The sequence below is a fragment of the Terribium retamae genome (assembly GCF_022347545.1).
GTDB lineage: Bacteria > Pseudomonadota > Alphaproteobacteria > Rhizobiales > Rhizobiaceae > Mesorhizobium > Mesorhizobium retamae.
Genome location: NZ_JAKREW010000060.1, coordinates 1 through 20,782, shown reverse-complemented (window position 1 = coordinate 20,782; position 20,782 = coordinate 1). Strand labels below are relative to the sequence as shown.

The window sequence follows — 20,782 nt, the reverse complement described above, 5'->3', positions numbered from 1 at the left end:
CCTGAGGACGGTCGCCCGCCGCCGAAGCTGCCGGCTATGCACGGCCGGTAGCTTCGGCCGCCAATCTACACCAACCCCCTCAAACAATCCTGAGGTGCGAGCCCGTAGGCCGTCGGATAGCAGGCGCAATCCTGTGCGGGCGAGCCTCGAAGGACGCACCGCAAACCTGGCGCCCCCGCTTCTGCCTTTTCCATGGATCGGCTCTTGCAAAGCAGCCGGCCGTCTCCCACATTTCGTGCGCGGGCCGGGCCCCTCTGACGTCTGTGCAAGACGTGATGTCGGACCGCGGAATTGGGCCCGCTTTTTCATGTTCACCGGAGCGGGTTGTGGGAGAAGGACCCGATGATCTCTGGCAAGACACGTTCATTCGCATTGTTGGCGACGCTTCTGATGGCGTTCACGCTGGTGTCGACCGACTTCGCCGACGCCCGGCGCGGCGGCAGCTTCGGCAGCCGTGGCACACGTACGTTCCAGTCGGCGCCGCCGACACGCACGGCGCCGAACACGACCGCCCCGGTCGAACGGTCGATGACGCCGAACACCGGACCGACCGCGACCACCCGGCAGCAGCAGCCTGGTATGGCGCAACAGCAGCGCCCAGGCCTGTTCAGCGGTCTCGGCGGCGGCCTGATGCGCGGCATCCTGATCGGCGGCCTGCTGGGTGTCCTGCTCGGCTACGGCTTCGGCGGCATGGCCGGCGCACTTGGCTTCATCGTGCAGCTTCTGCTGGTCGGCCTTGTCGTCATGCTGGCGCTGCGTTTCTTCCGCTCGCGTCAAACATCGGCAACTGCGCCGGCAACGGCAGGCGGGCCCGCCGCCAGCGGTTCGAATAGCCGCGAGATGTTCGGGCGGATGGCCAATCGTGATGCGGCCGAGAGCGAACGTCCCGCCGGCAACGGCCGCGCTGGTTCCTTCTCCATCCCCGGCTTGGGAGCCCAGTCGGCCCCTGCCTCGCAGGACATCGAGCTGGAAAAGGATGATCTCGATCGGTTTGAGCGCATGCTGGACGAAGTCCAGACCGCTTTTGCCAAGGAAGATCATGCCGGCCTGCGCCGCCTCTCGACGCCCGAAATGGTGTCCTATTTCTCGGAAGAACTGGCAGAGAACGCCCAGAACGGCGTTCGCAACGACGTTGCTGACGTGCATCTGGTGCAAGCCGACATCGCCGAAGCCTGGCGCGAGGACAATCAGGACTACGCCACGGCTGCGTTCCGCTACGAGTCGATCGACGTGATGCGCGACCGCAAGACCGGCAAGGTGGTCGAGGGTGACGAAAAGCTGACCGAAACGATCGAGCTTTGGACCTTCACCCGTCCGCGGGGCGGCGACTGGAAACTGTCGGCGATCCAGGAAGCGACTGCCTGAGTTCACAAAAGGCCCGCGAATCTCGCGGGCTTTTTCATTTCAAGGCGCGTTGCCCAAACCATCGAATCGCCGTCATCTCGCTTCATGAACCACCTGCGCCATTCTGGCCTGCCCGCTGCCGAGCAGGCGGCTGCACTGGAGACGATCCTGCGGGCCGATCCGATCGTCTGGCAGGCACTCACTCTGGCTCGCAGCCTCGACCTGCCGGACTGGCTGATCGTCTCGGGCGCGCTCTACAACACCGTCTGGAACAGCCTGACCGGCAAGCCATCGGGCCACGGCATCAAGGATATCGATCTTTTCTATTGCGATGGTTCCGACCTCTCTTATGAGGCCGAGGATGCCATCATCCGCCGGGCCGCGCTGCGTTTCGAACGGCTGCCGCTGCCGGTGGAGGTGCGCAACCAGGCGCGGGTGCATCTCTGGTATCCGGATCGATTTGGCCGCACTTGCCCGATCTACCGTTCCAGCGCAGAGGCGCTCGGCTATTTCGCCTCGCGCACCCATGCCGTCGGCGCGCGCCTGACGTCGGCGGATGATCTGGAGATCGTCGCCCCTTTCGGACTGGAAGATATTTTTTCCTTCCGCATCACGCCGAACAAGGTGATGGACAACCGAGAGACCCACGGGGCAAAGGGCGAGCGCGCCGTGCGGCTTTGGCCGCAGATCACGGTCGAGCCCTGGTGAATTGCGAACGCCAATAAAGAAAGGCGCGGAAGCGCCCTCCTTGTTCGGATACCGGCGATAGTCAGCCGTTGACCAGTGCCAGCGCCTCTTCCGTATAGCGCTTGCCGACCACTTTCTCGGGCGACAGCGCGTCACCGATCTCGGCGGCTTCCGCTGCGGTCAGCGCGATCGCCGCCGCTGCTGTATTCTGCTCCAGGTGATGGATCTTGCGGGCGCCGGGAATCGGCACGATGAAATCACCCTGATGCAGAACCCAGGCCAAGGCGAGCTGGGCTGCCGTGACGCCCTTCTCCTTGGCGAAGCGCTCCAACACGTCCACAACCTTGGCATTGGCGTCCAGTGCCTCGGGCTGGAAACGCGGCAGGGTACGACGCCAGTCATCGGCGCCGAGCTGCTCCGGCTTGTTGATCGTGCCGGTCAGCAGACCGCGTCCCAGCGGGCTGTAGGGTACGAAACCGACGCCGAGCTCACGGCAGACCTCGAATATTTCCTCTTCCGGATCGCGGCTCCACAGCGAGTATTCGCTTTGCACGGCAGCGATCGGATGCACGGCATGCGCCCGCCGCAGCGTTGCGGCGCTCACTTCCGAAAGGCCGAGTGCGCGCACTTTGCCTTGCTTGACCAGTTCCGCCATCGCGCCGACGGTGTCTTCGATCGCTACGTTGGGATCGACCCGGTGCTGGTAAAAGAGATCGATGACGTCGGTGTCCAACCGGCGCAGCGATGCTTCGGCGACGGCCTTGACATGCTCAGGCCGGCTGTCGACGCCGATCATGCGTTCTGTGCCGCTGCCCTGTTCGGAGATCTTGAAGCCGAACTTGGTGGCGATCGTCACATGATCGCGCACCGCTTTCAGCGCCTTGCCGACCAGGATCTCATTGTCGAAGGGACCGTAGACCTCGGCGGTGTCGAAGAAGTCGACGCCGATGTCGACGGCATGGCGGAGCGTACGGATGGCTTCCGCTTCCTCCTGGCCGCCATAGGCAAAGCTCATGCCCATGCAGCCGAGGCCGATGGGAGAGACAGTGAGTTCGGTTCCGAGTTTGCGCTTTTGCATCGCGGTTCTCCATGTTCGTCGATGCGAGAGAGATAGCGCCTTGCCTTCTGTTCGATAATTGACCCATAATTGTACGAGCTATTCTAAAAATTAGAACAATGGCCAATCTTATCAATGGAACGTAGTCATCTCGCCCAGCTTGCCGTACTTGCTGCCGTGGCGGACAGAGGCAGTTTTCGTGGCGCCGCACGCGACCTGGCAATCGCGCCCTCGGCGGTAAGCCATGCCGTCTCCAGCCTGGAGGCGCGTCTCGGCGTGCGGCTTCTGGCGCGCAGCACACGCTCGGTCGCACCGACCGAAGAGGGCGCTCGGCTACTGGAACGGTTGCGGCCGGCCCTGTCCGAGATCGATCTTGCGCTGGAAGCGGCGGTCGAGGCCAGGGACCGACCCGCCGGCAATCTGCGGCTGACCGTGCCGCGCACCGCCCTGAATCTCGTTGTGGCGCCGAAGCTCGGGGCCTTCGCAAAGGCCTATCCCGAGATCGTCCTCGATGTTGTCATCGAGGACCGCTTCACCGATGTGGTGGAAGGTGGCTTCGATGCCGGCGTAAGGCTTGGCGAAAGCCTCCAGCAGGACATGGTTGCCGTGCGCATCGGTCCGCAGATCCGCGGCGCGGTCGTCGGCGCTCCATCTTATTTCGCCAAGATGCCGAAGCCCAAACATCCGCGCGATCTCGTCGGCCATCGATGCATCCGCTTTCGCTTCTCGAGCGGGGTGCTCTATCGCTGGGAATTCGAAAAGGACGGCGAGGAGATCGAGTTGCCGGTCCAAGGGCCACTCATCCTCGGCGTCGACAGCGCCATCGTCCGCGCGGCCATCGACGGCGCCGGTCTGGCCTTCGTCTTTGAAGAATACGCCGCGCAGGCATTGGCAGCCGGGAGCCTGGTGAGAGTGCTGGAGGACTGGTGCCCACCCTTCGACGGCTTCTCGATCTACTATCCGAGCCGCCGCCAGATGCGCCCGGCCTTGCGTGCCTTCGTCGATTTCTTCCGCTGGAGGGAATGACAATGTGCGTGGCCGATCTGCCCTAACGGCACTGGTTTTTCGGCCCGTTTCGCGCAAGTCTCGCGAACACAGAATCTTGCGAGGAAATGCCGGATGTTTCGTTGGGGTGTGTTGTCGACGGCCAAGATCGGACGCGAGCAGGTCTTGCCGGCCATTGCCGATTCCAGCAATGGCGTGCTGACCGCCGTGGCCAGCCGCGATGTCGGCAAGGCGCGTGCGCTGGCCGACCGTTTCGGCGCGCCGCACGCCTTCGGCTCGTATGACGAACTGCTGGCATCGCCTGATGTCGATGGCGTCTATATCCCCGTGCCGACATCGCAGCATGTCGAATGGACAGCCAAGGCGATCGAGGCAAAAAAACACGTGCTGGTCGAAAAGCCGCTGGCGCTCGACGCCAAGGATATCGCGCGACTGATCGCGCAGCGCGACCGGCACAAGGTGCTGGTCTGCGAAGCCTTTATGGTCGTCTATCACCCACAGTGGATCAAGGTTCGCGAGTTGATTGCCGGCGGCGCGATTGGCCGGCTGCGCCAGGTGCAGGGTTGCTTCACCTATTACAATGTCGATCCAGCCAACATGCGCAACCAGCTCGATCTCGGCGGTGGCGGCCTGCTGGACATCGGCGTCTATCCGGTCGTTTCCACCCGCTTTTCGACGGACCGGGAACCGTTGCGGGTGCAGGCGACAATCGAGCGCGACAAGACGTTCGGCACCGATGTCTACTCATCGGTACGCGCCGATTTCGGTGATTTTGAATTGTCCTTCTATGTCTCGACGCAGATGGCGGGGCGCCAGTCGATGGTGTTCCACGGCGACAATGGCTTCATCGAAGTGGCCTCGCCCTTCAATGCCGGCATCTACGATCATCACCGTGTCGAACTGCACAACCAGAACCATGCCGAGGCGCAGATCTTCCGCTTCCCGGGCGTGCAGCAATACAAGCTCGAAGCCGAAGCTTTCGTGCGCGCGGCACTTGGCGGCGGCGACCGCGTCTTCACGCTGGAGGAGTCGGTGCTGAACCAGAAGGCCATCGATGCGATCTTTCGTGCCGGCGAGAAGGACGGCTGGGAGACGGTCTGATAGCTGCGTTGCCCGGCGGGAGGAACAGGCCGGGGGAATCGACGATGCAAAAGGGAGGGGAACGTTGGCTTACGACGCGGATGTCATCATCGTCGGTGCAGGTCTGGCGGGATTGGTCGCTGCAGCCGAACTCGCAGAGGCAGGCAGGAAAATCCTCGTCGTCGAGCAGGAGCCGGAACAATCGCTCGGCGGCCAGGCCTTCTGGTCGTTCGGCGGGCTGTTCCTGGTCGACTCGCCCGAGCAGCGGCGCATGCGCATCCGCGATTCCCACGATCTCGCCCTGGAGGACTGGCTGGGCACCGCCGCTTTCGATCGTCCGGAGGACCATTGGCCACGCGAGTGGGCGAAGGCCTATGTCGGTTTCGCTGCGGGCGAAAAACGCGCCTGGCTTTCGGAGCGCGGCATCAAGTTCTTTCCCGTCGTCGGCTGGGCCGAACGCGGCGGCGGCAATGCCGTCGGCCATGGCAATTCGGTGCCGCGTTTCCACGTCACCTGGGGCACCGGTCCGGGCGTGATCGAGCCCTTCGTGCAAAGGGTGCGAGAGGCCGCGAAGCGCGGGCTGGTCACCTTCAAGTTCCGGCATCGCGTCAGTGAACTGACAAGAAGCGGCGCGGCGGTCGATGGCGTGCGCGGTGAAGTTCTAGAGGAAAGCAGCGTCGAGCGCGGCGCCAAGAGTTCGCGCACGGTAACAGGCGACTTCGCCTTCAAGGCGCAGGCCGTCATCGTCGCCTCCGGTGGCATCGGCGGCAATCACGATCTGGTGCGACAGAATTGGCCGGCCCGCCTGGGCACGGCGCCGAAGCGCATGATCACCGGCGTGCCGGATCATGTCGACGGCCGCATGCTGGCAATCACCGAAAATGCCGGCGGCTCGATCATCAACCGCGACCGCATGTGGCACTATGTCGAAGGCATCAAGAACTGGGCGCCGATCTGGACCGACCACGCCATCCGCATTCTGCCCGGTCCGTCGTCGCTTTGGCTGGATGCACGCGGCAAACGGCTGCCGGTCCCGCTTTATCCGGGCTTCGACACGCTGGGCACGCTCGCCCACATCATGAAGACCGGCTTCGATTATTCCTGGTTCATTCTGACCGAGAAGATCATCCGCAAGGAGTTCGCCCTGTCGGGGTCGGAGCAGAACCCGGACCTGACCAACAAGAGCTGGCGGCAGGTGCTGCAGCGCGCCACGTCGGGCATTCCGGGGCCTGTGAAGGCCTTCCTCGACAAGGGCGAGGATTTCATCGTCGAGCGTGACCTTTCAGCGCTGGTCGCGCGCATGAATGCGCTGGCCGGCGGTGCGCCGTTGCTCGACGTCGCTGAGGTCGAACGTGAGATCCGCGCCCGCGACATGCAACTCGACAATCCCTTCTCCAAGGACATGCAGGTGATCGCGCTGCGCGGCGCGCGCAGCTATCTCGGCGACAAGCTGATCCGCACTGCCAAACCGCACAAGATGCTCGATCCGGCCAACGGACCGCTGATCGCCGTGCGCCTGAACATCCTTACCCGCAAAACGCTGGGCGGTCTGCACACCGATCTCGAAAGCCGGGTGCTGGGCGCCGACGGCCAGCCGGTCGAGGGGCTGTATGCCGTCGGCGAAGTGGCCGGCTTTGGCGGTGGCGGCGTGCATGGCTATGCGGCTCTCGAAGGCACGTTCCTCGGCGGCTGCATCTTCTCGGGCCGCAGCGCCGGCCGCGCCGCGGCAAAGGGCGTGCGATAGCGCCCCTTCTCTCTCAAGGGGAGAAGGGATCCTACCTCAACCGTTCTTGCCGTTGCTCTTCTTGAGATCGTGCAAAAGGTTGGAACAGCTCGAAGCCGTTTCAAGGCCAATCGGACCGTTCACCTTGGCTTTAGAACCGGCCATCAGCTTATTCACCTTGACCTGCGGATCCTGCCATTTCACTTTGCGCGCGAACTTCAGCAACGATGTCCGCATCTCACCCAGTATGCCGGGCGTCTTGATGTAGGCAGCGCACTGCTGGGCGAGCGACAGTGACATCACCTGGCCCATGAACTGGCTTTCATATTGTTTCGGAACCTTGAATTCCCGGGCCGCAGCCGGTGAGCTCGCAATGACGAGAGCAAGAAGGGCGGTTGCTGGAATCTTCATCGGTGGAACTCAGGGAATATCGTCTATATCCGCTCGATATCGCGCCTGAGCACGATAAGCGAGGTCAGGTCCTCAACGCTGGGGTGCGAGGCGATCTCGTCACGCAACGTGTTCAGCCGGTCGATCGACGGCACCTCCACCTCGACCACCAGGTCGACCTGGCCGGAAATGGAGGACACCCGCCGCACCTCCGGATGGCGCGCGAGCAGGTCGAGCATGCCGATGGACGGTGTACGCACCAGGGTCACCATCAGGAAGGCGGAAAGCTGGTTCTGCTCCAATTGGCCGATGTCGGCGCGATAGCCCCGGATGACGCCGCTTTTCTCCAAAAGCGCCACGCGCTCACTGGTGGCACTGCGCGACAAGCCGATGCGGGCGGCCAACGTCTTCAAGGGAATCCGTGCCTCCTTGGACAGGATGGCAAGGATATCCCGGTCCTTTGCGTCGAGTTCCTTCACGCGATTTCCGCTCGCCGTTAATATGCCGGTCGAAGCAGGCATAGTGCCGGTCTCACCGACGCTTTGCCGGATGCCCGATTTTTCCGCCCGTGCCAAGCTCCATGTAGATCAAATCCGGACTTCCAATGACCAATATCACCCACCCGGCCCCCAATTTCTCGCTGATAGAGGCGAGAGCGCTCGCCGCCAGCCATTTTGGCGTGTCCGGCTCCGTCGGTTCGCTCGACAGCGAACGCGACCAGAATTTCAGGCTGGCGTCGGAAGACGGTGACTGGATCCTGAAGGTGGTCAATGCCAGCGAGCCGCGCGGTGAAAGCGAATTCCAGACCGCGCTTCTGGATCATCTCGCCGCCAGCGGGATCGACCTTGCCGTGCCCTCGCTGAAGAAGACGCTGGACAACACCTCGCTTGCCTTCGTGTCGGCCAATGATGGCACCCGCCATGCCTTGCGGCTCGTCTCCTGGTTGCCGGGCCAGCCTCTGGCGGAAGCCGAGCGTTCGCCCGAAACCCTCGAAAGCCTCGGTCGAGCGCTGGGCAAACTCGATCGCGCACTGCAGGGTTTCATCCATCCGGGTGCGTTGCGCAGCTTCGATTGGGATATCCGCCGCGCCGGCGCTTCGCGCCGTCGCCTGATGCATGTCAGCGACGCCGATGACAGGGCCCTGCTGGAGCGGTTCCTGGACCGCTTCGATGCCGAGGTGGCGCCGCGACTGCCCGGTTTGCGCGCGCAGGTCATACATAATGACGCCAATGACTGGAATGTTCTGGTCGACGCCGCAGATCCGAAACGCATCGCTGGCCTGATCGACTTCGGCGACGCGCTCTATGCGCCATTGATCGCCGAACTGGCGGTGGCCTGCGCCTATTCCATTCTCGATAGCGAAGATCCGATCGGCGCGGCAGCGAAGCTCGCTGCCGGTTTCCATGCCGAATACCCATTGCGCGGAGAAGAGATCGATCTTCTCTTCGATCTCATCGCCATGCGCCTCGTCACCAGCGTCACCCTGTCGGCGCTGCGTCGGCAGGAGGCAGGCGACAATCCCTATCTGGCCATCAGCGAAGCCCCGGCCTGGCGCATGCTGCGCCGGCTCGATGCCATGAACAGCAGCTTCGCCACCGCGATCCTGCGTAAGGCCTGCGGTTTCGATGCGGTGCCGGGCGCCCGCGCCATCACCGCATGGATCGCCGCGAACGCCAAGAGCCTCGCACCGGTGCTCGACCGTCATCCGGCAGCCCTCATCAAGGAATTGGTGCCCTATGGCGATCCGCAGCACCCGATGACCGTCGCGTCGGCGGCGCAGGAGCCGGCCAAGGCCAGCGCGTGGTGGGATGCCCATTGCGCCGAACACGGCATCGAACTCGGCATCGGCCCCTGGGGCGAGGTGCGCACCGTCTATGCCAGCGACATGTTCCAGTCGCGCTTCGTCGAAAAGGAGCGCCGCATCCATCATCTCGGCCTCGACTTGTTCATGCCGGCCGGCACCAAGGTGCGCACGCCGCTTGCCGCGACGGTGAAAAGCGTCGAGATCGAAGAGGACCCGCTGGGATATGGCGGTCTCGTCGCCTTGGAGCATGCGCCCGAAGGCTGCCCCGTCTTCGTCACGCTGTGGGGTCATCTCGCCCATGAGGCGGCGTCCCGATTGAAGCCGGGCCAACGCCTGGCAGCCGGCGATATCGTCGGCGAAATGGGCGTGGCCGCGCAGAACGGCGGCTGGGCGCCGCACCTGCATTTCCAGATCTCCACCGACACCAGCCTGTCGGCACGCGAGATCCTGGGTGTCGGTGAAGCACGCTATCTCGATGTGTGGCGCGAACTCTTCCCTGATTCAGCCGAACTTGCGGGCATTCCGCCGGAGACCTTCGTTCAGACCGGCCGTAGCCGCCCCGAGATCGTGGCGGCGCGCAAGACCTCGCTGCTGCCCAATCTGTCGATTTCCTATTCGGAGCCGATCAAGTTCGTGCGCGGCGAAGGCGCTTGGCTGATCGACGACCGCGGTCGCGCCTATCTCGACTGCTTCAACAATGTCTGCCATCTCGGCCATGCTCATCCCGATGTGGTCGAGGCGATTGCCCGGCAGGCGGCGAAACTCAACACCAACACCCGCTACCTGCACGACGCCATCGTCACCTATGCCGAGCGGCTGACGGCGACGTTGCCGGAAGAGCTTTCGGTGGCATCCTTCGCCTGCTCGGGCAGCGAGGCCAACAGTCTGATGCTGCGCATGGCGCGCACCCATACCGGACGCAGCGACGCCATCGTGCTCGACTGGGCGTATCACGGCACGACGCAGGAACTGATCGACCTCAGCCCCTACAAATACAAGCGCAAGGGCGGCAAGGGCAGGCCGGCGCATGTGTTCGAGGCGACGATCCCCGACAGTTACCGCGCGCCGGAAGACTGGCCGGTCGCCGAACATGCCAGCCGCTTTGCCGAAAGCATTGCCGAGCAGATCGCGGCGATCAAGGCACAGGGCCGGGCACCGGCGCTGTTCATGGCTGAATCCATCCCGAGTGTCGCCGGCCAGGTCTTCCTGCCCGAAGGCTATCTCAGGCAAGTCTACGCGATGGTGCGCGCTGCCGGTGGTGTCTGTGTCGCCGACGAAGTGCAGGTCGGCTTCGGCCGGGTCGGCAGCCATTGGTGGGCGTTCGAGACGCAGGGCGTGGTGCCGGACATCGTCACCATGGGCAAGCCGATCGGCAATGGTCATCCGATGGCCGCACTGGTCACCACCAAGGAAATCGCCGCCACCTTCAACAACGGCATGGAGTATTTCAACACCTTCGGCGGCAATCCGGTCTCCTGTGCCGCCGGCCTTGCCGTGCTCGACGTCATCGAACGCGACCGCCTGCGCGAGAACGCGACAAGCATCGGCGCCTATCTGGTCGAGCGCTTCCGCGAATTGCAGACGCGCTATGACATCATCGGCGATGTGCGCGGCATGGGGCTCTTCCTCGGCATCGAGTTGGTGGAAGATCGCAGGAGCAAGGAGCCGGCGACGGCGCTGGCGCGGCGCATCAATGACGGCGTCCGCGCGCGCGGCGTGCTGATCGGCACTGAGGGGCCGCATGACAATGTGCTGAAGATGCGCCCGCCGATGATCTTCAGCCGCGCCAATGCCGATCATCTGGTCAGCGCATTGGACGACACCTTCGGCGAGGTGCTGGCGACGCGCTAGCGGTTGCGCTGAGACTTCTCCCGGCGGTGTTGCTCGCCGGGCAGTTCAGGGCAGGAAACAGGATCAACGACGGTGTGTCAGCACCGGCGTCAGGAGAGGCTTTGCCTCAAAAACAGGGAGGAGATCATGAAGACACATCTTTTCGCAGTAATGCTCTTGGCGGCTTCGGGAGCGTCCGTGCCGGCGAAGGCCGATACGCTCGATACGATCAAACAGCGCGGCACGGTCGCCTGCGGCGTCAGCCAGGGTGTCGCCGGCTTTTCGGCTCCGGATGACGCCGGCAAATGGCACGGCTTCGACATCGATTTCTGCCGAGCTGTTGCCGCCGCAGCACTCGGCGACGCGGACAAGGTAAGCTACGTACCGCTATCGACCAAGGAGCGGTTCACCGCGCTGCAATCGGGCACCGTCGATCTCTTGTCGCGGCAGACCACATGGACGCTGTCGCGCGATGCCGGCATCGGCATCCATTTCGTCGGCACCGCCTATTATGACGGCCAGGGGTTCATGGTGCGCAAGGACCTCAACGTTGACAGTGCCCTGAAGCTCTCTGGTGCAACCGTTTGCGCCGAGCAGGGCACGACGACCGAGCAGAACACTGCCGACTATTTCAGCGCCAACAAGCTGCAATACGAGCCGGTGGTGGTCGATTCCGCCGAGGGCATCATCAAGGCGTTCGACAGCGGGCGCTGCGATGTCTACACCACCGACGCTTCAGCGCTCTACGCGCAGCGTCTCAAGCTGGCCAATCCGGACGCCTATGTCGTGCTGCCGGAGATCATCTCGAAGGAGCCGCTCGGACCAGCCGTGCGCCAGAGCGACGACAAATGGTTCAACATTGTGCGCTGGACGCTGTTTGCCTTGCTCGAGGCGGAAGAGCTGGGCATCACCCAGGCAAACGCCGAAGCCGGACTCACCTCCGCAAACCCGGCGGTCAAGCGTTTCCTCGGCGCCGATGGCGACAATGGCAAGCAGCTTGGGCTCGATCCGCGTTTTGCCTACGACATCGTCTCGAAAGTCGGCAACTACGGCGAAATCTTCGAACGCAATCTCGGCCAGTCGAGCGCGCTCAAGATCGACCGCGGCATCAACAAGCTGTGGAACGCCGGCGGCCTGATGTACGCCCCGCCGCTGCGCTGACCGGGCAACGTTCCCGGTCAGGTGGACTATTTCCGAGCCTACGCTTCGGACAGCTGTGTTGCCTGTCCGGAGCGCATTGCGACGATGACGCCGAGCACGGCCGCGATCGGCAGCAGCCAGGGTGCGTAGTCGAGCAGGCCGAGGCTGCCGGTCAGCGTCGCGTAGTTCTTCATGACGAGAAGAGCAGCCGTGCCCAGACCGATGGTCGCGACAAGCGCGATCAGCAACTGGAACAGCGAGCCGGCTTCCCTGTCGCGGTTCTTCCATGTGAAGACCGCGACCGAAAGCGAAGTCACCGCCTGCAGGATGATGATGCCGAGCGCCGCCAGACCGAATGTGCTCGACAGGAGAGTCATCAGCGGGTCGGCGTCGGCAATCGCAAACAGCATCACCGCGATCAAGGAAACCACAGTAATGGTGATGCTGGCGACATGCGGCGACTGCAGGCGCGCATGCAGGCTGCCGAGCACGTTCGGCAGCATGCCTTCGCGGCCGAGGGCGAACAGGTAGCGCGCGGCGGCATTGTGCAGGGCAAGTGTCGCGGCAAGCGCACTCGTCACCATCAGGAACTGCACCGCCACCAGGAATGCCGGGTGGGTGTATTGGGCGAAGGCGCGGAACACCAGCGTGCCCGGATTCTCGCTGGCCGCAGCCATCACCTTGTCTTCGCCGAAGGCCAGCACGACGGCCCACATGGTGATGGCATAGAAGAGAGCGATGAAGACGACCGCGGTGATGAGCGCGCGGCTGACGGTGCGGTGTCCGTCACGTGCCTCCTCGCTGTAGATGGCGGCGGATTCGAAGCCGAGGAAAGAGACGAAGGCGAACATCAGGCCGACGCCGAACGAACCGCTGACTATGTTGGGCAGGCTAAACGAACCGAAGGTTACCGCCGCAGGACTAGTCGGCGCTAGCACCGCTACCGTCAGTACCACCAGGATCAGGACCTCCAGTGTCAAAAGCGCCGCGAGCAGGCGGGCACCGAGTGTGATCTCCCGGTAGCCGACGATAGCCGTGATCACCAGACAGATCGCACCCCAAGCCTTCCAGGAAAGGTCGATGCCGAGGTTCTCTGCGAAGAACACACTGGCAAAGAAGCCGAAGCCGCCGACGCTGCCGATGACCATCATGCCGTAGACGACGATGGCGACGAAGGCTGCAGCCCCACCGGCAAGCGGTCCCAGGCCATGGCGGACATAAGCATAGAAGGCGCCGGAATGCTTCACATACGGGCTCATGCGGATGAAACCGATGGCGAACAGGATCAGCACGAGGCCGGCAAGCAGGTAGGAGCCCGGCATACCGACGCCGTTGCCCATCAGGACGCCGAGCGCACCGTTGCTGGCGACGGCCGCCAGCGGTGCCGCAGCCGCAACGACGAGAAAGAAGATATCGAAGGCATGCAGGCTGCGCCTTGGCGCGGTGTTGGTGGAAGACATGGTGGTTTTGTCCGGCGATGACGTGAAACAAAAGGGCAAGGCAAACGGCGTGCGCGCGCCTACGGCAAGGTCACCCGCTTACCTTCCAGGGGTGTCGGCAGCGGCCCGCGCAGCAGCTTGTCGTCGGCATCGTAGAAATGTGCCGCAGCTGTGCCGGTGAAGGCGTCGCCGGCAAGGTCGATCTCGTAGGAGATCTCGCCGCGGCTGACGAATTTGTGGGTCTTGCGGTCGGCGGTCACCTCGACGAATTTGCCGATGACCTTACCGTCCTTCTCGGCCCAGATGCCCTTGCCATCGCTGTCGCTGTTGTCGGGGTTTCCGGAATCGGGGTTGGCCTGCTGCATGGTGCCGTCGGCATTGAAGACGAACATGTGATGAGTGAACGGCGCATCGGCCGCCTTGACCACCCATGTGCCGACAATGCCGGCGGGCTTGGCGGCATCCTCGGCGTTTACCGATGTGCCTGCTACGACAAGCGCGACCGCTCCTGGCAGAATGATGGATCTGGCCCAATTCCAGGAAAAGTGTGCAGCGGCTTTGCGTCCTGAATTGCGTAAAAACAAAAAGTTAGAGCGTTTCCGCGTTTCCGCGAAAAATGGAAACGCTCTGGTGAGCCGCGAAAGCCGGCCGGAATTCGAAGAATGCATGGATAGAGCCTCCCTTGTTTGGCTGGACCGCGCCGCCTGTTCCCGATTGTCGATTATGCTTGCGGGCGACGGGTCCGGTATTCCTGATCAGTCCTCGTTCCAGGGTGCCCACAGCGCCTGTGCGGCAGCCCAGTCGTCATTGCCTTCCGAAGGCGCCGGCGTGTAGCGCGCGCCAGGCACCTCATGCGTCGGCAGGGTCCAGGTGCCGCGCTCGACCAGCCTTGCGATGTTCTCGCGATAGACCTCGTCCACCGTCGCATGGCGCTCTGGATCGCGGTTGAGCCACAGATTGCGCGGGTGGATCGGCTTCTCGTACATCTTGGAGAACAGCTCGGTGCGCAGGTCTTTCAGCCAGTTCGAATTGAGGTTCATGGCGCGGAACTGCCGCAGCGCCTCGATGTCGATCAGGCTGGCCACCATGGTGTTGGCGCCGCTGGCTGAATAGGAGCTGATGTTGCCGCGGAAGTCGACGATGTGGCTGTTGCCACCGGCGATGTCGATCGGATGGCGCGAACTCGGCGAGAGGTAGACCGGCCCGATGTTGGGACACAGCATGTAAACGCTGTTGAAATCGGCATGCGCCCGGTTCTGGATCATCCAGCTGCCGCCCCCCGGATAAGACGAGCCGGTCATCGGCATGGCTTCCGAAGGACGATAGACGACTTCGGCGCCGCCGAAGGCGAGCGCCCGCACCGCTTCCGGATATTCGCCATCGGAACAGCAGATGGTGCCGATGTTGCCGATGTCGTCGGTGCGCAGCACCGGATAGAAGGCCCCGATGCCTTCGCCGAACAGCTCGACCCAGCGATCGTAGATGTCGTGCGGCGTGCAGCTGCGCTCGCGGCACCAGATGTGGTTCTTGGCGGCGCGGTGAACGAGCTTGCCCTTGCGGTCGATCACGAACAGCGTGTTGAAGAAGCGGTCCTCCATCACATCGGGCCAGCGCGCCTTGCACTGGCCGATGATGTAGGTGTCGTAGTGCCGGGCCAGCTTGCCGAGCGCCTCGGTTTCTTCGCCGGGCAGGTCGATGAAGATGTCGCGCGCGGCGGTGACATGCGGCACGTCGAAGATCTCGTCGGTGAAACCGGTCAAAGCGCCTTCGGCCAGTGCCACCACGCGGATCGGCGCGTTGATGGCGCAGATCGAGACGGCGGCATGGATGGCTTCCTCGATCGTCTCCAGATTGTGGCGGATATGCTTGCGCTGTGCGACGCCGGTGACGATTGTCGAAAGGCCGATCGCCATATAGGGCGCGACATAGGCGGGACGTGAGGCCATTCCGGTCGATACTCCAACTGTCGGTTGGAGGAGCGGCTGTGCGAGGACAGGCATTGGCGCGTGCCATGCATCTCCCTCGAACGCCGCGTTCCTCCCAGGCGTCTGCAGGAACCGTCAGGATAGGGAGTCGTCTCGGCCCGGGGCTATCATACCGAAGTACGACGCCCGGCTGCGATCAGCCGCGGCCGTGCAGCTTCTTCATCAGCTCCGCGCGGTTGCGTACGCCGGCCTTGACCAGGATACGGCTGATGTGGGTCTTCACCGTCGGCAGTTCGATGTCGAGCCGCCGGCAAATGTCCTTGTTGCACATGGCGGCGCCGACGAGATTGGCAATCTCGCGCTCGCGTGGCGTGAGGCCGGGAATGTCGAGCGCGGATGCCTCGTCCTCATCGGAAAGGACGATGTCCTCGACGAAGCCGACCAGCCTGTCGAGGAAGGTGAGGTTGTCGGAGGTGAAAGGGCCATTGCGTTCGCTGCGCAGCAGCGAAGCGCCTGCCACGATCCGCGATCCGGCGTGGAAGTAGAGCTCGGTCTGGTGCACCGTGTTCTGTGGCACGAGGAATTGTTCGAAATATTCAGGTGCGCCGGCGTCACGCCGCGCGGTCTCGCGCGTCACCGAGCGCAGCCTGATGCCTTGCTGGCCGACGCGTTCCGGATGCAGCGGGTCGAAACGCCAGAAACGGTGGTAGTAGCGGTTCAGCCAATAGGGCGAGAGGCCTGACAGGCGATGGTCGACGACATGCCTGCCGTCCTCGACACGATAGAAACAGCAGCCGACCAGCGGCATCGCCGCCGCGACGACGGTCAGGAACTGGTCTCCGAATGCTGTCCTGTCGAAATGCATGAGCGTCGGCCCGATCCGCGGAACGGCCTTTCGGCCTCTCCGGCTCCCCTGTCGCGGCGATACTTTAACATCATAATATCGTTATGCGGCTGCCAAAATAAACCGAATTCCGCTGCTTGGCATCTACCGAATCGAACCGATGCCATGGCTCCGGACAGGTGTGGGACCTGTCCGGAATTGAACGCGCCCTCTTCGCATCGACCGATCTATTTGGCCGGCGTCAGCGAAATCCTTGTCGCCGCCGCACCTTCAACCGCCTCGCGCGAATAGAAAAGCGGCACGTAATCGCCGGTGAGCCACAGCGGTGCCAGGTCCCTGTAGTGTGGGCTGAACGGATCGCCCGATTGGCCCGGCGTGTTGATGACACGGCTGTTGTCCCAGCCACCGACGTCGAGGACCATGCGGAACGACGCACCGGACATGAGCGTGAAATCAGAATTGTAGCTTGCCGCATGAGGTGTCGTCGAAGACCCGGACATCGCCCAGGGGCCGACCGTCAGTTGCTCCTGCATCGCCTTGGAAACGACCGGCGACAGGGAATGGTTGAAGATAGCGCGATGCAGGTCGCCCCAACGCCATTTCTCCATGTCGTTTCCGAGCCGTTCCTTCAGAGCTGTGACGGCAGAGGCGAGGCTTTCTGAAAGGATGGCGGCTCTCGTCGCCTCAGGGTCTTTTCCAAGGCTCTCGTCCGCCGCCTCAAGCATGTCGATGGTTGCGGTTCCGCTGCCCTTGCCGACCGCCTTGCGGGCAGCCTCCGGCACGACACGCGCGATCAGTGCCTTGGGCAGGTGCTGGCTGATCCACATCTCGTAGATCGCAGCCGGGGCGCTGTCGATGTCGTTCGATGCGTTCCAGTTCCTCAGCATTTCCGCGGCCTGCTTGACCTCGGCGGAGGCATCGGCAGGCAATTCGACCGCTTTGAGAAGTTTGACGGCACGTTCGGCCAGCAGGTTCACGTCGTCGTTCTGAAGCTTCATGGAATCGGCCAGCGTGACCTTGTCGTTGGCGCTGAGAACCTGCGCGATGCGCTGATAGCGCGAAGGGTCGGCCCATTCGAACCCGACCTTGCGCTCCTTCGCCGGGTAGCCTTCCGGCAGGTTCATCTGGTTGGCGGTGGCAAACCATCCTTCGGCTGGATTGTAGACGCTGGGCAGGTCGTCGCGTTTCAGGAAGCCCCATTCGTAGCGGCCGTCGCCCGGTATCGGCAGCAGGCCGTCCCAGTTCTTGCGCGCCGGCGTCATGGCGGCCGCCACCCAGCCGATGTTGCCTTGGGTGTCGGCGTAGACCTGGTTCTCCGATGGCGCGTAGAAGCGGTTCATGGCCGTCAGGAACTCGTTCCAGTTCTTGGCCGTCATATAATCCGACGAACCGAAATAGGCCGAGGTGCCGGGCTCCATCCAGACGCTGCGCACTGCGAACGCCCTGTGGTTTTCGTCATCCGTCTTCACGACCGGTCCGTGCCGCGTGAATTTGAGCGAGACCTTGCGCGGCTCGCCGTCGCGAACCTGGATGGTTTCCTCGACCGTTTTCATATCCTCCCAGCCGTCCTTGTATTTGTACTGGTTGGGATTGTCGGGGTTGAGTTCGTAGACGTAGAGGTCTTCCTGGTCGACGTTGAAGATGGTGAGCCCGAAAGCGATCGTGCCGTTGTGTCCGATGGAGATGCCGGGTAGAGCCGGTTCGCCGGCACCAACCACCGACATGTCGGGACTGTTGAGATGCACGATATAGCGCAGCGACGGCGCGCTATGGGCGCGATGCGGATCGTTGGCAAGGATCGGCCGCCCTGTCGCGGTGCGCGCAGGGGCAACCACCCAATTGTTCGAGCCGATGTTGTCGACCGTCCCGTCGGCCTTGTCGAGGAACGGCTGCGGATCGTAAAGCTCGGCCTTCTTCTTGGGCGGGCTGAAGTCGACGGAGTCGGTTGCCCAGTCATAATCCTTCAGCACATCGGCCGGAATGATGCAGGGGTCGAGGCCCTCCGGCACCTCGGGCTTCCACTCCGGCTCCAGCTTGCTGCGCAGCCGGTCCGCGTCGATGTCCCCCTTGCAGGTCACCTGGGCGCGCTTCACCTCCGAAGAGACGTTGCGCGTCAGCCCATGGCTGCGGATGCGCACGACATCTTCCGGCCCCCAGATCTCCGGTTTCGATCCGCTCAGAGAAAATTCGATGGGGAGTGGTTTGGAGCCGGCCAGTACTTCCGAGACATAGGCATTGACCCCCGCGACGAAGGCTTGGGCGAAGCTCTTCGCGTTGGGGCCGTAGGCAGCCCATTCCTTGTCCATGTCGCCGCGAAAGAGGAAGAGCCTGGCAGCGCGGTCCCGCTCCGCGAAATCCTCGCCGAAGCTCTCAGCCAGCCGGCCCAGCCCGCGCTTGCGCCACAGATCGATCTGCCACAAGCGGTCGCGGGCGGCGTTGTACCCCTGCAGGAAAAGCGCGTCGCGGTTGCTCTTGGCGTAGATGTGGGCGATGCCCCAATGGTCGATCAGGATTTCTGCCGGCTGGTCGAGGCCCTTCACCGAATAGGCGTCGGAACGCACTGCGGTGGACATGTCCGCAAGTGCCGGACCGGCAAGAAGAACCGTTAAAGCGTAAGGCAGGGTGGCCGAGGCGGCCAAGCGAAGAGAGCGCATCATTCCTCCATTCCGCGCCCCGCCCGCAAAAGTATTGATGGCCGCCTGGCGGATGACAAGCTGACGCACCAGTTGGCCCGACGATCGATGACGCTTGGCACAATTCGACTGACACGAGGGTAAGGCGGCTGCCGGATAATTGAATTCCTGCTATCTGCCTCGTGCTGGATCAATTTTTCCTTTGCATGAGCTCTTGCCAAGGTTCGGGCATTCAACGAAAACCGGTTCTGATCCGGGAGCCATTCCGTTCCCGATCGGATGCGGCTTCCGGCCGATGCCGACGCGCCGCAACGGAAAGTATGACAATGTCCGCGATCGAAGCCGGTGCGAGAGCGCCGGAAAGCCTCTGGCGCTCCGAAATCAAGTCAACGCTGTCGCTGGCATGGCCGATGGTGCTGACCAATCTCGGCCAGACGGCAATGACCGCCACCGACGTCATGATGATGGGCCGGTTGGGCTCTGAGACGCTCGCCGCCGGTGCGCTTGGTTCCAATCTCTATTTCATGCCGATGATCTTCGGCCTGGGCCTGATGCTCGCCACCTCGCCGATGATAGCGACGGAGCTCGGCCGTTTCCGCCATTCGGTGCGCGACGTTCGCCGCACCGTGCGCCAGGGTCTGTGGGCCGCTATGTTCATTGCCATCCCGATCTGGGTCTTCCTCTGGAACGGGGAAAGGATCCTGCTGGCCATGGGCCAGGAGCCCGCGCTCGCGCATCAGGCCGGTATCTATATTCACTGGCTGCAATGGGCTCTGCTGCCCTTCTATGGCTATATCGTGCTGAGGTCCTTCATCTCGGCGCTCGAGCGTCCCGGCTGGGCATTGATCATCGTCTTCATTGCGGTGGCAGCCAACGTGCTGCTCAACTGGATGTTCATGTTCGGCAATCTCGGCGCGCCGAAAATGGGCATTGCCGGTTCCGGCCTGGCCACCACCATCTCATCGGTGCTGATGTTCGCCGGCATGGTCCTGGTGGTGACCCGACACAGGAAGTTCCGTCGCTATCATCTGTTCGGCCGATTCTGGCGTTCCGACTGGCCACGTTTCAGGGCATTGATGAAGCTCGGCCTGCCGATCGCCGGCATCCTGGCTTTCGAGGTGACGATCTTCAATGCCGCCGCCTTTCTGATGGGGCTGATCAACGCGCCGTCATTGGCGGCGCACGCCATTGCCCTGCAGATCGCTTCGATCAGCTTCATGGTGCCGCTCGGTCTCAACCAGGCGGTCACCGTGCGCGTCGGTCTGGCATATGGCGCCGGCGACAAGGACGGCATCAGCCGCGCCGGCTGGACCTCCTATGCCATGGGTGTCGGCTTCATGGCGCTGACAGGGCTGACCATGCTGCTATGGCCGCGCGTTCTGATCAGCGGTTTCATCGATGTGCATGATCCGGTCAACAGCCAGGTCGTCGGGCTAGCCGTGTCGTTCCTGGCGTTCGCTGCGCTTTTCCAGGTCGTCGACGGCGCCCAGGCCGTCGGCGCCGGCATGCTGCGCGGCCTGCACGACACGACGGTGCCGATGATCTATGCGGCGATCGGCTATTGGGGTGTCGGATTGCCGCTCGGCGCGCTGCTCGCATTCCATTTCGGCTTCGCCGGCATCGGCATCTGGATCGGCCTTTCGACCGGCCTTGCAGTCGTCGCCGTCCTGCTGCTCGGCCGCTGGCTGCGCCGCGACCGACTGCCGGCAAAGTCGGGCCCGATCGCCATGCATTGATCAGGGGCTATCGATTGGTGCGTCCTTCGAGGCTCGCCCGCATGATTTTTTAGCACCTCGTCAACGCATTGCGGGCTCGCACCTCAGGATTGTTTGAGCGGGTTGGTGTAGATTGGCGGCCGAAGCTACCGGCCGTGCATAGCCG

Annotated in this window: 16 protein-coding genes; 8 read left to right on the top strand and 8 right to left on the bottom strand. The window is 63.2% G+C overall.

Annotated elements, in window-relative coordinates; all coding sequences use genetic code 11:
• Window positions 1-342 precede the first annotated feature (342 nt).
• Both L4923_RS28345 and L4923_RS28340 read left to right on the top strand, forming a co-directional pair.
• Window positions 343-1,365: a Tim44 domain-containing protein gene (locus L4923_RS28345; protein WP_239370453.1), complete on the top strand. Its 1,023-nt coding sequence runs from the start codon at window positions 343-345 to the stop codon at window positions 1,363-1,365.
• Between the two features lie 84 nt (window positions 1,366-1,449).
• On the top strand, window positions 1,450-2,052 hold the full coding sequence (locus tag L4923_RS28340; RefSeq protein ID WP_239370452.1) for a nucleotidyltransferase family protein: 603 nt from the start codon (window positions 1,450-1,452) through the stop codon (window positions 2,050-2,052).
• 61 nt (window positions 2,053-2,113) lie between these two features.
• Here the strand turns inward: L4923_RS28340 and L4923_RS28335 are convergent, their stop codons facing one another.
• Entirely contained in the window at window positions 2,114-3,109 is a 996-nt protein-coding gene (locus L4923_RS28335; RefSeq protein WP_239370451.1) for an aldo/keto reductase, read from the bottom strand.
• Window positions 3,110-3,223: 114 nt separating this feature from the next.
• Between L4923_RS28335 and L4923_RS28330 the strand changes: the two genes are divergently transcribed.
• From L4923_RS28330 to L4923_RS28320, 3 genes are all read left to right on the top strand, one after another.
• On the top strand, window positions 3,224-4,114 hold the full coding sequence (locus L4923_RS28330; RefSeq protein WP_239370450.1) for a LysR family transcriptional regulator: 891 nt from the start codon (window positions 3,224-3,226) through the stop codon (window positions 4,112-4,114).
• Between the two features lie 93 nt (window positions 4,115-4,207).
• A complete protein-coding gene (locus L4923_RS28325) occupies window positions 4,208-5,194 on the top strand; it encodes a Gfo/Idh/MocA family protein (protein ID WP_239370449.1) in 987 nt (328 codons plus the stop codon).
• Between the two features lie 64 nt (window positions 5,195-5,258).
• Window positions 5,259-6,917, top strand: a complete 1,659-nt coding sequence (locus L4923_RS28320) for an FAD-binding dehydrogenase (protein WP_239370448.1) — start codon at window positions 5,259-5,261, stop codon at window positions 6,915-6,917.
• Between the two features lie 36 nt (window positions 6,918-6,953).
• Here the strand turns inward: L4923_RS28320 and L4923_RS28315 are convergent, their stop codons facing one another.
• Both L4923_RS28315 and L4923_RS28310 read right to left on the bottom strand, forming a co-directional pair.
• Window positions 6,954-7,307 (bottom strand): hypothetical protein, encoded by a 354-nt coding sequence (locus L4923_RS28315; RefSeq protein WP_239370447.1) that lies wholly within the window; start codon window positions 7,305-7,307, stop codon window positions 6,954-6,956.
• 23 nt (window positions 7,308-7,330) lie between these two features.
• Window positions 7,331-7,765 carry an Lrp/AsnC family transcriptional regulator gene (locus L4923_RS28310; protein ID WP_239370446.1) on the bottom strand — a complete coding sequence of 145 codons (435 nt, stop codon included), beginning with the start codon at window positions 7,763-7,765 and terminating at the stop codon, window positions 7,331-7,333.
• Window positions 7,766-7,890: 125 nt separating this feature from the next.
• Between L4923_RS28310 and L4923_RS28305 the strand changes: the two genes are divergently transcribed.
• Both L4923_RS28305 and L4923_RS28300 read left to right on the top strand, forming a co-directional pair.
• Complete coding sequence (locus L4923_RS28305; RefSeq protein ID WP_239370445.1) at window positions 7,891-10,941, top strand: aminotransferase class III-fold pyridoxal phosphate-dependent enzyme; 3,051 nt, start codon at window positions 7,891-7,893, stop codon at window positions 10,939-10,941.
• A gap of 126 nt (window positions 10,942-11,067) precedes the next feature.
• Window positions 11,068-12,081: an amino acid ABC transporter substrate-binding protein gene (locus tag L4923_RS28300; protein ID WP_239370444.1), complete on the top strand. Its 1,014-nt coding sequence runs from the start codon at window positions 11,068-11,070 to the stop codon at window positions 12,079-12,081.
• Window positions 12,082-12,119: 38 nt separating this feature from the next.
• Here L4923_RS28300 and L4923_RS28295 read toward each other — a convergent pair whose 3' ends face one another.
• The 5 genes from L4923_RS28295 to L4923_RS28275 form a co-directional block, all read right to left on the bottom strand.
• Window positions 12,120-13,520, bottom strand: a complete 1,401-nt coding sequence (locus tag L4923_RS28295) for an APC family permease (protein WP_239370443.1) — start codon at window positions 13,518-13,520, stop codon at window positions 12,120-12,122.
• Window positions 13,521-13,579: 59 nt separating this feature from the next.
• Window positions 13,580-14,083, bottom strand: coding sequence for a hypothetical protein (locus L4923_RS28290; protein ID WP_239370442.1), 504 nt, complete (start codon window positions 14,081-14,083; stop codon window positions 13,580-13,582).
• 171 nt (window positions 14,084-14,254) lie between these two features.
• Window positions 14,255-15,445, bottom strand: coding sequence for a nitrilase-related carbon-nitrogen hydrolase (locus L4923_RS28285; protein WP_239370441.1), 1,191 nt, complete (start codon window positions 15,443-15,445; stop codon window positions 14,255-14,257).
• A gap of 175 nt (window positions 15,446-15,620) precedes the next feature.
• Complete coding sequence (locus L4923_RS28280) at window positions 15,621-16,289, bottom strand: helix-turn-helix transcriptional regulator (RefSeq protein WP_239370440.1); 669 nt, start codon at window positions 16,287-16,289, stop codon at window positions 15,621-15,623.
• 206 nt (window positions 16,290-16,495) lie between these two features.
• Entirely contained in the window at window positions 16,496-18,925 is a 2,430-nt protein-coding gene (locus L4923_RS28275; RefSeq protein WP_343304366.1) for a penicillin acylase family protein, read from the bottom strand.
• A gap of 302 nt (window positions 18,926-19,227) precedes the next feature.
• Between L4923_RS28275 and L4923_RS28270 the strand changes: the two genes are divergently transcribed.
• Window positions 19,228-20,637 (top strand): MATE family efflux transporter, encoded by a 1,410-nt coding sequence (locus L4923_RS28270; RefSeq protein WP_239370439.1) that lies wholly within the window; start codon window positions 19,228-19,230, stop codon window positions 20,635-20,637.
• Window positions 20,638-20,782: the final 145 nt, after the last annotated feature.

Bases quoted from the DNA above. Each gene is read 5' to 3' on its own strand.
- L4923_RS28300 (WP_239370444.1), top strand. From the start codon at position 11,068: ATGAAGACACATCTTTTCGCAGTAATGCTCTTGGCGGCTTCGGGAGCG.
- L4923_RS28315 (WP_239370447.1), bottom strand. From the start codon at position 7,307: ATGAAGATTCCAGCAACCGCCCTTCTTGCTCTCGTCATTGCGAGCTCA.
- L4923_RS28275 (WP_343304366.1), bottom strand. From the start codon at position 18,925: ATGATGCGCTCTCTTCGCTTGGCCGCCTCGGCCACCCTGCCTTACGCT.
- L4923_RS28295 (WP_239370443.1), bottom strand. From the start codon at position 13,520: ATGTCTTCCACCAACACCGCGCCAAGGCGCAGCCTGCATGCCTTCGAT.
- L4923_RS28305 (WP_239370445.1), top strand. From the start codon at position 7,891: ATGACCAATATCACCCACCCGGCCCCCAATTTCTCGCTGATAGAGGCG.
- L4923_RS28330 (WP_239370450.1), top strand. From the start codon at position 3,224: ATGGAACGTAGTCATCTCGCCCAGCTTGCCGTACTTGCTGCCGTGGCG.
- L4923_RS28335 (WP_239370451.1), bottom strand. From the start codon at position 3,109: ATGCAAAAGCGCAAACTCGGAACCGAACTCACTGTCTCTCCCATCGGC.
- L4923_RS28285 (WP_239370441.1), bottom strand. From the start codon at position 15,445: ATGGCCTCACGTCCCGCCTATGTCGCGCCCTATATGGCGATCGGCCTT.
- L4923_RS28270 (WP_239370439.1), top strand. From the start codon at position 19,228: ATGTCCGCGATCGAAGCCGGTGCGAGAGCGCCGGAAAGCCTCTGGCGC.
- L4923_RS28340 (WP_239370452.1), top strand. From the start codon at position 1,450: ATGAACCACCTGCGCCATTCTGGCCTGCCCGCTGCCGAGCAGGCGGCT.
- L4923_RS28280 (WP_239370440.1), bottom strand. From the start codon at position 16,289: ATGCATTTCGACAGGACAGCATTCGGAGACCAGTTCCTGACCGTCGTC.
- L4923_RS28345 (WP_239370453.1), top strand. From the start codon at position 343: ATGATCTCTGGCAAGACACGTTCATTCGCATTGTTGGCGACGCTTCTG.
- L4923_RS28325 (WP_239370449.1), top strand. From the start codon at position 4,208: ATGTTTCGTTGGGGTGTGTTGTCGACGGCCAAGATCGGACGCGAGCAG.